Below are 12,330 nucleotides of genomic sequence, written 5' to 3'. Positions count from 1 at the left end.
CCTGCGGTGGCCTTTTTGCTACACGTTGTTCGAGTGTTAATCCGCGATGACGCGGCGCTGGTTGGGGGGGATCTGGCCCTTATCGTGCTGTTCACGGGGTCGTCGGCGGAAACCATCGCCTATTTCAAAGACCAGGGCGTGCGCGTGCTTGTCATCAGCGGCGATGATCCACGCACCGTTTCCGGCATCGCTGAAAAGGTGGGGGTGGAAGGCGCCGATCGCTACGTCGATGCCACCACGCTGAAAACCGAATCCGAGGTGGAGCGAGCGTTAACGTGCGACAGCGTGTTCGGCCGCGTGAAACCTGAGCAAAAGAAGCAGTTCGTTATAGCGCTGCAGAAGGCAGGTCATACCGTTGCCATGACAGGCGACGGCGTTAACGATACGCTGGCGCTTAATGCCGCCGATTGCAGTGTGGCCATGGCGGCAGGCTCGGATGCCGCGCGCAACGTGGCGCAGCTGGTGCTCGTCGACAACGACTTCGCCAGCATGCCGAAAGTGGTGGCCGAGGGGCGGCGTTCCACGTGCTTTACCTGAAGCTCGACGCGCAACATGCTGCGCGTATCCGCAAGTCGGAATAGGGGATTCCCGGTTGGGGCGTGGACCGTGATGCGCATCGAGCGCGGCGGCTCCTTGCCTGCGGACCATGGAAGCCGCTTTGGTCGAAGCAAGGCGGCGGCATAGGCTTAGCAGCTTGATTTTATGAAGGGCGTGTGCGGACCCTGTGTGCAAATGGGGCGATTCGGCCTGTTAGCGGTCGTATATCGGTGTAAACGCCGCTGTTCGCGCGACAAACGAGCCGCATGCCGCTATACTTCTTTAGGTTTGAAACGTTCCGCTTACAACGAACCTACAACTACAGCACATGCGCGCGGGACGTTGCCTGATGCCGCACGGGCATCTGGGGGCGCCGAAGGCGGCGTCTAAGGTCGGCCGCGAAGCGAGTGCGGCCCGTAAAAGGAGCAAAGGTGCTAGATCAGTTCTTCTCGCATATCTCGTTCGTGGACATATTCAACTTCTGCGTCTTCTTGGCGTTCACCATCTGCTATACGTATCAGCTTTACTACGTGTTCGTGGTGCTCACCCGCAAGCCCAAGCAGCTTGTAGCGAAGAAGAACCACAAGTTCGCCGCCGTCATCAGCGCGCGCAACGAAAGCGCGGTCATCGGCCAGCTCATCCACTCGATCAAGGTGCAGAACTACCCGAGCGAGCTTATCGACGTGTTCGTCATCGCCGACAACTGCACCGATAACACTGCCGAGGTCGCTCGCGAGGCCGGCGCCATCGTGTTCCCGCGTTTCAATACCGAGCAGGTGGGTAAGGGTTACGCGCTCGATTACGGCTTCAACGTCATCCGCAGCCAATATGCCGATCGCGGCTATGAGGCGTATTTCGTCTTCGACGCCGACAACGTGCTCGACGTGAACTACTTCCGCGAGATGAACAAGACCTTCGACAACGGCGCCGTTGCATCCACCAGCTACCGTAACTCCAAGAACTACGACAGCAACTGGATCTCCGCCGGTTACGCCGTGTGGTTCCTGCGTGAGGCGAAGTTCCTCAACCAGGCTCGCCTGACGCTCAACACCAGCTGCGCCGTTTCCGGCACGGGCTTCTTCGTGTCCGCGAAGATCATCGAGCGCAACGGCGGCTGGAAGTGGCACCTGCTCACCGAGGACATCGAGTTCTCCGCCAACTCCATCCTGGAGGGCGAGCGCATCAGCTACACGCCCACGGCCGTGCTCTACGACGAGCAGCCTGTCACGTTCCGCGATTCCTGGAACCAGCGTTTCCGTTGGGCGAAGGGCTTCTACCAGGTGTTCTGGCACTATGGAGCACGACTGGCCAAGGGCATCGCCACCAACCCCAAGGGCAGCCGCTTCGCCTGCTACGATATGCTCATGACCATCGCCCCGGGCATGCTGCTCACCATCATCAGCGTGACGTTCAACGCCATCATCATCGCCCTGGCGGCGGCTGGCCTTATGTCCACGGGCGTCATGGTGGCATCCTCGGTGTCCTCGATCTGCTTTTGCCTCATGAACTACATGGTGTTCATGTTCATGTTCGGCGTGCTGACCACCTTCGTGGAATGGGATTCCATCCACTCCACCACGGGCAAGAAGATCCGCTACATGTTCACGTTCCCGTTCTTCATGCTCACGTACGTGCCCATCGCGTTGGTGGCGCTGGTGAAGAAGTGCAACTGGAAGCCCATCAAGCACTCCATCAACGTGGACGTGCAGGAGTTTGCCGAAAGCGAATCCCGCCGCGAGCGCGCCTAGCGCGCAACGGCGAAATAGCGTACGAAATGGGAAGGCGGCCTTGGGGCCGCCTTCCTTGCGTGGCGGGCGGGATTCAACATGCGCGGGCGCGTTCGCTAGACACGGGCGAACACCAGGCAGTGCAGCTCCACCGCACCCGCCGCGCGCAGGGCGTCGCAGGCCGCGTTCATGGTGGAGCCTGTGGTGCAGACATCGTCTATGAGCAGGATGCGGGCGGGCACCGTGGCGCCCGGCAGCGTCTGGAAGCGCCCCTGCAGGTTGTGGATGCGCCCGCGCCGTCCGAGCGCGCGCTGGTCGAAGGTGCGAGGCCGCGCCAGCGCCTCGACCATGGGGATCCCCGCCATGCCGGCAACGGCGCAGGCGAGTTCGCGGCCGTGGTCGAAGCCGCGCCGGCGGCGTGCGGCGGCGCTCGCGGGTATGGGCGTGGCCGTTGCGCCGGCAAGCCATGCGGGGGGCACCTGGGGAAGCATGAGCCGCGCCATCTCGGATGCCAGTCGTCTTTCCCCGGCGTCTTTCCAGGTGCGCACGATGCGCGCCGCGCCTTCCTCGAACGACACCGCCGCCGCCATGCCGTCGAACGCCGGCCGCGTGCGTCCTTGCGCCGCGAGCATCACCTCGTTGCACTCGCAGCACTGCAAGCGCCCGAACGGTGCACCGCAGCGGGGGCAGGCGCGCCACCAGTCCACGTACGCGAGCGCCATCCGGCAGGAATCGCACAGAACATGCCCAGGCGCGTCGCAGATCGCGCATCGCGTCGGCCATACGGTCTCGGCCAAGGCCTCCGCGGCTTCGGCGGCTATCGGGGCGCAGGCCCCTGCTATGTTCGACAGCATTCCCATGCTTTGAAGCGTAAGCGCGTCGTCTTGCGAAACCCTTGCGGAAAACGCGCCGCGAAACCCTCCGCTCCTTGCGTATCTGATACACTACTAAGGCTTCTTTCGAGTCTGTAGTTGCGGGCTTTCCACGAAGGCCCTAGTCCATGGCAGATGCGGTCGAAAGGATCCACGTAAGTCCCGCGGCGCGTCCGCGAAGGCGAGCACGGCGTATCCTAGAGGTAAGACGCACCCTCCGTTTATACGAGCGGCATACCGTCGCGACGGGGGAGAGGGTGGCGCGAAAGCCAAGCCCCGGTGCGCGAGTGTGGGGTCGAAAACTAGGTCAGTCGGAAGAAGCTTGTTCTCATATGCACGAGATGGAGGAAGTCGGAACATGAAGCATCTCAAGCGCTTTGCCGCATGCTGCGCCGCGGCCGTCTGCTGCGCCGCCATGCTGCTGCTTGCCACCGGTTGCCAACAGCAGCAGGAATCGTATACGCCGCCCGAGGCAACGCCTTCGGTCAGCAAGCCCGTCATCGCCCAGGAAGGCATCCTGCGCGTCGGCGTCAACGCAAACAACGCGCCTTTGGCAGGCCAGCCCTCCTCTTCCACGAAGATCGTCGGCATCGACGTCGACATGGCGGCCGCCCTGGCCGACCAGCTCGGCCTGAAGCTCGAGGTCGTGGACGTTTCCACCGACGCCGCCGGTGCGCTCACCTCCGGCAAGGTCGATGTGGTCATGGGCGTGAACAAGTCCGATTCACCTAGCTTCTGGACTTCCGACACGTACCTGCCCACCGCCGTGGCGCTGTTCGCCCAGTCCTCCAACTCCACGGTGCCGGCGAACTCCGCTTCCACCAAGATCGCCGCGCAGGTGTCCTCCAACAGCGCCTGGGCCGTCACCAATGAGTTCGACAACTCCACCATCACCACCACCGAGGACCTCAAGAGCGCCTTCTCCGCGCTCGAGTCCGGCAAGGTGCAGTATGTGGCAGCCGACGCCGTTGTGGGGTCCTATGTCTCCAACAACGCCGGCATGGACGTTCACATGGTCGCGCTTATGCAGCAGGCCAGCGGCTATTGCGTAGGCGTGCTCGATGGCAACACCCAGCTTAAGCAGGCCGTTTCCAACGCGCTTTCCGCAATGAACTCCAACGGCGTGTCCTCGATCATCCAGAAGAAGTGGCTCGGCACCACAATGGACCTTTCCGGCATCAAGCTGACCGCCGGTGCCTCCGACGATGGGGATGACATGAGCAAGGTGCTCAACTCCGCCAACGCGGCTATCGGCACGCTCACGGGCAACACCGGTTCCAATACCAACAAGGCCGACTCCGACAACAAGACTGCTGGCACGGATTCCGACAGCAAGACCAGCAACTCCGATTCCGCTAGCAGCTCCGCTGATTCCAGCAGCACTAGCGACTCCAGCGCTTCGAACGGCGCCGCAAGCACCGCTTCGAACTAACGGTCGCAAGCTGCAGCCGGCTTCATCTTCAATCAAGGCCCTCGCAATTGCGGGGGCCTTGCTGTACCGGATGGCGCTTGCTCGCGAGGGCCTTGCCGTCCGTAGCGGCGGCCTGCACCGTGCTGGGCCGCTGCCATCGCGAAGCTTTGCGGTGCCGGCCGCGGTCCTCACATGCGCGCCGGCTATCAGGCCAGCGACGTTTTGCCACGCGCCTATGGCGAAAGCGTGCAGCCTTCCAATGGCGCTTGACCTGAAGTTAGCTTCTAGTGCTTCAATGGTTGGGAATTAACGACGGTCCGCGTTTAGCGGGCGGGAAAGGAGCGGGCTTATGGAACCGCAGCAGGTCCTGCACATGCTCGAGCAGGTGGCATCGGGCTCGGTAAGCCCGATCGATGCCCAGCGAAGCCTTGCCGACCAGGGCTATTCCGACCTTGGTTTCGCGAAGGTCGACACCGATCGCGCGCGGCGCACGGGCGCTGGCGAGGTGGTCTACGGAGCCGGCAAGACGGCAGATCAGATCGCCGGTATCTGCCTGGCCCTGCGCGATGCCGGTCAGGCGTGCGTGCTCGTCACCAGGCTTGAAGCGCAGAAGGCGGAAGCGGTGCGGGCTGCGCTGCTCGTTCGCGACCCGCAGGCTGCGGCGGCATTCGAGTATCGACCCGTTCCTCAGCTGGGCTTGCTCGGCGCGCCGGCAAAGCCGACGCGCGATAGCTACATCGCGGTGGCGTGCGCGGGTACCAGCGACCTGTACTGCGCCGAGGAGGCGGCCGTTACCGCCGAGGTGCTCGGATCGCGCGTGGTTCGCCTGTATGATGTGGGGGTTGCGGGCATCCATCGCCTCCTGGCGCATCGGGGGGACATCGCAGGCGCCAGCTGCGTAGTGGCCGTGGCGGGCATGGAGGGGGCGCTTGCCAGCGTGGTCGGCGGGATGGTCGCATGCCCCGTGATCGCCGTTCCCACGTCGGTGGGTTACGGCGCCAGCTTCGGCGGCGTGGCGGCGCTTCTGGCTATGCTCAATTCGTGCGCGTCGGGCGTTTCCGTGATCAACATCGACAACGGGTTCGGCGCGGGATATCAGGCCCATATGATCGAGCGTGCGGGCAGCCAGCATGGAGAAGGAGAACCTGACATGAAAACCCTTAGATGGAACCTTGCCGAGAACGCCACGCGCAACCAGCTTTTGGGCGATACCCTGCTGCAGCTGCCGCCCGATTCTCGCCAGCGTCTTGAGGCGGCGGCCGATGCCGCAGGCGTCCCCGATCGCCATCATCACGATATCGGGGAGGTTCTTGCCACCATCGACGGCTTGGCGGTTTCGCCGGCGGTGCGCGACCATATGCGCGCCATCTACACCATCTTGGCCGAAGCCGAGGCTGCCGCGCACGGCTGCGCGGTCGAGCAAACCCACTTCCATGAAGTCGGCGACGGCTCCCGCATCCGCAACACGCTGCTCGTCTGCCTGGCGGTGGAAGCCACGGGCGCCAAGCGCATCGTGGCCACGGTCGCGCAAACAGGGAAGGGCGAAGTGGAATGCGCCCATGGGACGCTTTCCATCCCGGCTCCGGCAACGTCGGCCATCATCGCCCGCGGCATCCCCGTGAGCGAGCGCACGTTGCCCGGCGAGCGCATGACCCCCACGAGCGCGGCCATGATCTTGCATTTCGTGGACGAGTTCGAATAATCGTCGGCTTTGGACAGAGGCGGCTCGGATAAGCGTTCCCGGGCCGCCACGCGTTCAGCGCAAACAAAAATCGCCGCAGGCACGGTCCCACATCTTGCGCGGGCCTTGCCTGCGGCGATTCGCCGTTTTCAGGGCCTTCGAGCGTTGCCGCGGCTTGCGGCGCTAGCCGTTGAGCAGGTCGATCACGTTCAGGTCGGCTTTCGCGCCCTCAAGGATGGCCTTGTTGCCGAACACGCAGACGGCTTCCTTGCCAAGTGCCCCTTCGATGACGCATGCAAGCTCGCGAAGCTTCTCGGGCGTGGCCCCGATCATCTCCGCTCGCGTCTGCGCGCGCGCCTCGGGCGTGCGCCCGCTCAGGAAGTCGCCGTCCTGGCGGCGGATCTGCATGCGCTCCTTGAGGGGAGCATCGAAGCCGGCGACCGTGCTGACCACGTAGCCGTCCATCTCCTCGGGCGCGGGATCGAACGCGGCAAGCCATGCGGGCGTGCCGTTGAACCGCTCCAACGTCTCGTCCAGATGCGGGTCGCGATACGAATAGAAGCGCACAGTGCCGCTGCGCGCCGCTTGGAAGCCCGCCCCGTAGGCGCCGCCTTTCACGCGCACCTCGTTCCACAGGTAATCATAGGAAAGCACGCGCGCCGCGATCTGCCATACGCCGGTGTAAGGCGCGCCGAGCGAGCGGCGGTCGAAGCCCGTGGAGGCGTAGCACACGTCGGTGGGCACGATGAACGCCTCGTTGCGCACCTTCGGCTTCGGGATCTTCAGCGCGGCAGGGGACTTGCCCGTGTCAGCCGTGATGCCGGCGCATTGCCAGAAGCGCATGACGCACTCGTCGCTGCCGGCGATCGACACCAGCAAGTTCGACCCGTCGAACAGCCTATGCGCCACATCATTCAGGCGTTTCGCCAGCTCATCGGCGCGATCGTCGAAGTTATCCAGCAGCTCTACCAGGAAGCGGTGGAAGTCCACGCCGCCGAGCTGCTGGCGCACCACGCCGGCAGGTAGGAAGTACGACGTCAGGCGTGCCATGGCCGCTGCATGCCCGGCGTTGGCGAAGCTCTGCTCCATGCCGATGCGGCGCTGCTGCAGCGCGTCGCGGATCTTGCCGGTGTCGGCGAAGTCGGTCCGCGCCAGGATCTCGCTCGGCAGCTCGGCCAGCCATTCGACGTTTTCGGCCAAAGCCGATGCGCTTGCCACGAACGTGGGCGTTACGGCATCGGGGTCGTGCTCGTCCTCGTACACCTCGCAGAAAAACGAGCAGTTGCCCAGCTTGCCGTTGGCGAGCGTGTCGATCTCGGCCGCCGAATGCGCATCGGTGCCCAATTTTCCCAGCACGATGCCGAGAACTGCCGCATAGGGCAGGTCCTCGAAATCAAGGCAGCTCATATCGAAGTAGCGGTAGGCGAAGACCAGGCCGCGCGTGGGCAGGTGATGGCGGATGCAGGGAACGGGCGTGCCCTCGGCCAGACCGTAGACGGGCTCGACGGGTGCCGGTCCGATGTCGGCGACCGTCAGCTGAGGCAGCTTCGCCACATCCTCGGGCGCATCCGGCGCCTCTTGCATGCGGCGGAGCAGCACGACCTCGTCCTCGATGCGCTGGAAGTCGTCGTCGGCGAAGCCGGCGGCAAGTTCGGTCAGGCGTCGCTGCCCGGGGTCGTCCTGCTTCTCGACGGGGACCACCTCCACCTCGGCCATATGGGCGCTGTCCAGGAACACCTCGCGGATAAGGTCTTCGAAATAGCCCTCGTCAAGCGCGCGGCGCAGGTAGGCGAAGTCGTCCTCGTAGCGCAGATAGGCTGTGGCAAGATCGTCGTCGTAGAGCCAGCCGCACAGCGAGGTCATGGCAAGCGCCACGCCGTCGGCCATGCCGAAGTCGCGTTCGCGCATGACGAACTCGGCGCGGGAGATGGACGCCTCCACGAGCGCATGGTCCAAGCCGCCCGCGGCCAGGCGCTCAAGCTCGGCATCCACGGCAGGGCGCAAACGCTTCGCGGCATCTTCGCCCAGGTCGCGCACCTGTAGCACGGCGAAGGGCTGCTGCACGGAGTCGGCCAGGTAGGATTGCACGTCCCCGGCTATACCGGAGTCCAGAAGCGCGCGCTTGAGCGGCGCCTCGTTGCTGCCGGCGATGGCGTCGAGCAAGATGTCGGTTGCCACGATGCGCGTGCGCTCGCGCACGTGCCCGATGACCCAGCCCAGGCCCATGCAGGCGTTTTCCGGCGCGGTTGCCATCTCGCGGCGCACGCCCAGGGCGCGCACGGGCCCTTGCACGGGCAAGGTGCGCGGTGCAAGCTCCTCAAGCCCCTCGGCTGCGCGCTGCTCGCGGCGTTTCGCCTGCTCGGCGGCCACGGGCGTCAGGTAGCGCTCATCCAAGAACGCCAGCATGCGGTCAAGGTCCAGGTTGCCGTACAAGACGATGTAGCTGTTGTCCAGGCGGTAGTGCCGCTCGTGTTCCTCGAGGTAGTGCTCGTAGGTGAGCGTGGGGATGGCCTCGGGGGTGCCGCCGGACTCGAACGCGTAGGGGGTGTCGGGGAACAGGCTTGCCTGCAGCTGGTCGTACAGCACGCTGGTGGAATCGGACAGCGCGCCTTTCATCTCGTTGTACACCACGCCGTTATAGGTAAGCTGACGGCCGGTCTCGGCCTGGGCCTCATCGGCGTCGGCCACCTCAAGGTGCCAGCCTTCCTGCTCGAACACCTGGCGCTTGCGGTAGATGTCGGGGTGCAGCACCGCGTCCATGTAGACGTCGGCCAGGTTCATGAGGTCCTGGTCGTTGGTGGAGGCTACGGGATAGAGCGTCTTATCGCCGAAGGTCATGGCGTTCAAAAACGTCTGCATGCTGGTTTTCAGCAGGTTGACGAAGGGCTCCTTGACGGGGAACTTCTCCGAACCGCACAAAACCGAGTGCTCCAGGATGTGGAACACGCCGGTGTCGTCGGCCGGAGGGGTGCGGAAGGCGATGGAGAACGCCTTGTTGCGGTCGTCGTTGCGCAGGTATAGAAGTTTCGCGCCGCTTACCGGATGGGAGAGCGTGTAGGCATCGCCGTCGATCTCGGGCAAGGGCTCGGCCGTGAGCACGGTGAACCCGTGTAGTTCCTGGCCTTGTTCAAGGTTCATGCAAGCCGCCTTTCTCTTTACTGGTTTCGCCCGCTATTGTCGCACAACGGCAGCGGGGCCGGGCAAGGTGCCGGGACTGCTCCGTGGTTTTTCTACCTAGGTGCCGGGGCCTGCTAGCCAATCCTTTATAATCGGTGGCATACACAGCATGGAAACGCACAAGGAGGTACGGTATGGCGCAAGATCGGCGCTTCTCCCATATCACGGTCAATGCCGCCGATGACGATGATGTGGTCATCCAAGCAGGAGCTTACGGCCGCCATCAGGGCGAAGATTTTCTTGAAGAGGCCGTTTACGCAGAACCCGAGCCTCAGGTTGCTCCCGTGGCGGTGCCTGAGCCGCAGCATGCGGCGCAGCAGGTGCCTGCCGGGAACCATGCCGCCAAGCCGCATGCCGCGCACGCCCGCAAGCCGGAAACCGCTGTGTCCGATAGCCGTACGCAGCCTGTCCATCGCGCCGAGCAGACGCTCGAGGACCTGGATGCCGGCCCCATGTCGGGCATGCAGAAGGCGGTGCTCGTCGGCGTTGGGGTCGTCATCATCGCGGCGATCGTCTACTTCGCCCTGTTCATGCGCTGATCGGCTGTTTTCAAGAGAAAGGCCTGACTATGTCCAAGCATAGCTTCAACATCGCCCGCGGCGCCCGCAAGCAGCAGCCTGAGGGCGACGCATCCCTGGGTCTGACCGAGGCGTTCGCGCCTATCGGCGCCGGCGACGCCCTCGAGCATCGCGGCGCGGCCGACGGCGATACGTCGCTCGGCCTGACCGAGGCGTTCGCGCCCGTCGCGGCATCCCACGGCGCGCATGCCGCCGGCTTCAAGTACCAAGGCGACACCTCAGAAGACTATTCCGATCCGGTGGAAAGCCTTGAGCCGCGCGACGAGCCCGTGTTCGGCGACGAGGTCCCCGCCGCCGCGCCCGTCCAGAACTGCGGCCGCCACGGCAAGCCCGATCCGGTGGAGCATCCGCATCTCAAGAAGTCGCGTCGCGTCCGTCGCGTGCTCGTGATCATCGTGGCCCTGCTCGTGGTGCTCGCCTGCGCACTGGGATATTTCGCCTTCCAGCTGTGGAACGAGTCCAGCCGCGCCATGGTGCAGCAGACCCAGGCCCAGCAGCAGTCCACCGATGTGGGCAACCTTTCCCAGGACAACTCCGGTAAGGACGCGGCAAGCGCCACCACCGCCAAGAAGACCGAGGTTCCCAATCTGGTCGGCGCGCTGGGGCAAACCCAGGATGCGGCCGTCACCGCGCTTGCGCACGGTGCCACGGTCACGTCCTCCAAGGACGTCAACGAAGAGGGCAATTCCGTGAAGAAAAGCGTCACGGTGGCCCTGACCGCAGAACCCGCCGATTCCCGTTCGGGCACGCCCACGGTCTATCTCGGCCTTGACGCCGACGGCAAGGTCATTCAGGCCGGCTACTCCGCCGCCACCGCGTCGCTGGGGTACGGCTCGCTCAGCTTCGCCGACGCCGTGAAGAATGAGCACATCGTCGAGAAGACGCTGCGCGAGGCGGGCGTGAACGTGGCAGATGGCTCGGCCAAGCTGCCCACCGACAAGACTTCTTACTCCACGTACGCATCGGACGGCACCACGCTGGTGAAGGAGAACTGCTCGTTCAACGGAACCGTGGACATCAACGGTGCCGCCCGCACCTGGTCGAGCGTGCTCATGTACGACTACAGCACGGCCAACGCTTCGGGCAACCTGGCCGACACCGTGCGCATCATCTATATCTACATCAACGCGTAGCAGGTAACCGGCGGCCGAATGGCCGCCGGTGCTATTTCGACCAGGGACCCGGGGCCGTGCGCTCGGCATGTCGGAACGCAAGGGCCCGGTCGATGGCCTGGGGCTGGAGCTGGGTGGGCCTTCCGCAGCGCGTGTCGGCGATCGGCGAGCCTGGTTCCTGCCCACGGCTTTCGCTTCTTGTGTCCATCTTGTGAACGCCGGCCGGTGAGAAGGGCGGTCCCTTGCGCCGGACGGCGTTCACGCTATAATAAACGAGCTGTTCACAAGCGGGGGCGTAGCGCCTCCCACCTAGTTCGGCGCTTTCAAGCTGCTGATGGGTCGTATGAATACCTGAACATGGTTCATTCATCACGCCCGCATGCTTGAAGCTGTGGGTTTTTTTATGCCATGCGATACCGCATGCAAGGAAGGAAGGTGAGTGCGATAGCCGCTCAAGAGCCTAGGCTCAACGAACAGATCACGGTGCGCGAGTGCCGCCTGATCGGGTTCGACGGAACGCAGTTGGGTATCTACCCGGTTGCCCAGGCGCAGCGCGTTGCTGACGACCAGGGGCTTGATCTTGTTGAAATCGCCCCGAATGCGGAACCGCCCGTGTGCCGCATCATGGATTACGGCAAGTTCAAGTACGATCAGGCCATCAAGGCGAAGCAGGCTCGCAAGAACCAAAGCAAGATCGAGACCAAGGAAATGAAGTTCCGCCCGAAGATCGACGTGGGGGACTACACCACGAAGAAGAAGCACGTGCTTCGCTTCCTCTCCGCTGGCAACAAGGTCAAGATCACCATCATGTTCCGCGGCCGTGAGATGGCCCATCCGGAACAGGGCCTGACCATCCTGGAGCGCCTGGCCGACGACCTGAAGGACATTGCGGTCATCGAGAGCCAGCCGAAGATGGAAGGCCGTAACATGCACATGCTCATCGCCCCGCTTCCCGCAAGCATGGCGGCGAAGAAAAAGAAGGCAAACGACAAGAAAGACGAAGGAAAGGACGAAGGCAATGCCTAAGATGAAGACCCATCGCGGTACGGCAAAGCGCTTCCGCGTTACCGGCTCCGGCAAGATCATGCGTGCTAAGGCCTACAAGAGCCACATTCTGACGAAGAAGTCTCAGAAGCGTAAGCGTAATTTCCGTCACGAGACCGAGCTGGCTGCCGCCGACCGTCGCGTCGTGGCCCGCAACCTCGGCCTTCGCTAAGTTTTAAAGGAGCAGTGAT

The 12,330-nt window shown here is 63.8% G+C and carries 10 protein-coding genes; 8 read left to right on the top strand and 2 right to left on the bottom strand.

Going from position 1 to position 12,330, the window contains the following annotated elements; genetic code table 11:
- Positions 1–33 precede the first annotated feature (33 nt).
- Together SFHG_RS05385 and SFHG_RS05380 are read left to right on the top strand one after the other, a co-directional pair.
- Positions 34–537, top strand: a complete 504-nt coding sequence (locus tag SFHG_RS05385; protein ID WP_042434656.1) for an HAD-IC family P-type ATPase — start codon at positions 34–36, stop codon at positions 535–537.
- A gap of 431 nt (positions 538–968) precedes the next feature.
- Positions 969–2,285 carry a glycosyltransferase family 2 protein gene (locus SFHG_RS05380; protein WP_042434655.1) on the top strand — a complete coding sequence of 439 codons (1,317 nt, stop codon included), beginning with the start codon at positions 969–971 and terminating at the stop codon, positions 2,283–2,285.
- 95 nt (positions 2,286–2,380) lie between these two features.
- On the opposite strand, the gene SFHG_RS05375 is transcribed toward SFHG_RS05380, so the two are convergent.
- Positions 2,381–3,118, bottom strand: coding sequence for a ComF family protein (locus SFHG_RS05375; protein WP_202898106.1), 738 nt, complete (start codon positions 3,116–3,118; stop codon positions 2,381–2,383).
- 376 nt (positions 3,119–3,494) lie between these two features.
- Here SFHG_RS05375 and SFHG_RS05370 point away from each other — a divergent pair, with 376 nt between their 5' ends.
- Together SFHG_RS05370 and larB are read left to right on the top strand one after the other, a co-directional pair.
- Positions 3,495–4,568, top strand: coding sequence for a substrate-binding periplasmic protein (locus tag SFHG_RS05370; RefSeq protein WP_052297813.1), 1,074 nt, complete (start codon positions 3,495–3,497; stop codon positions 4,566–4,568).
- A 328-nt stretch (positions 4,569–4,896) separates the two neighbouring features.
- On the top strand, positions 4,897–6,249 hold the full coding sequence (larB, locus tag SFHG_RS10405; RefSeq protein ID WP_081468945.1) for a nickel pincer cofactor biosynthesis protein LarB: 1,353 nt from the start codon (positions 4,897–4,899) through the stop codon (positions 6,247–6,249).
- A 162-nt stretch (positions 6,250–6,411) separates the two neighbouring features.
- On the opposite strand, the gene SFHG_RS05360 is transcribed toward larB, so the two are convergent.
- Positions 6,412–9,366 (bottom strand): insulinase family protein, encoded by a 2,955-nt coding sequence (locus tag SFHG_RS05360; protein WP_042434651.1) that lies wholly within the window; start codon positions 9,364–9,366, stop codon positions 6,412–6,414.
- 173 nt (positions 9,367–9,539) lie between these two features.
- Between SFHG_RS05360 and SFHG_RS05355 the strand changes: the two genes are divergently transcribed.
- The 4 genes from SFHG_RS05355 to rpmI all read left to right on the top strand — a co-directional run bounded on the left by SFHG_RS05355 (position 9,540) and on the right by rpmI (position 12,311).
- Positions 9,540–9,944, top strand: a complete 405-nt coding sequence (locus tag SFHG_RS05355; RefSeq protein WP_042434647.1) for a hypothetical protein — start codon at positions 9,540–9,542, stop codon at positions 9,942–9,944.
- Between the two features lie 29 nt (positions 9,945–9,973).
- Positions 9,974–11,116, top strand: coding sequence for a histone-lysine N-methyltransferase (locus tag SFHG_RS05350; RefSeq protein ID WP_042434644.1), 1,143 nt, complete (start codon positions 9,974–9,976; stop codon positions 11,114–11,116).
- A 414-nt stretch (positions 11,117–11,530) separates the two neighbouring features.
- Complete coding sequence (gene infC, locus SFHG_RS05345; RefSeq protein ID WP_436976887.1) at positions 11,531–12,121, top strand: translation initiation factor IF-3; 591 nt, start codon at positions 11,531–11,533, stop codon at positions 12,119–12,121.
- A complete protein-coding gene (rpmI, locus tag SFHG_RS05340; RefSeq protein WP_042434638.1) occupies positions 12,114–12,311 on the top strand; it encodes a 50S ribosomal protein L35 in 198 nt (65 codons plus the stop codon). The genes infC and rpmI overlap by 8 nt, the downstream gene beginning before the upstream one ends.
- Positions 12,312–12,330: the final 19 nt, after the last annotated feature.

This window comes from Senegalimassilia anaerobia JC110, assembly GCF_000236865.1.
Lineage (GTDB): Bacteria > Actinomycetota > Coriobacteriia > Coriobacteriales > Eggerthellaceae > Senegalimassilia > Senegalimassilia anaerobia.
Note: the sequence above shows the minus strand (reverse complement) of the source record. Positions and strands in the feature narration are given on the sequence as shown.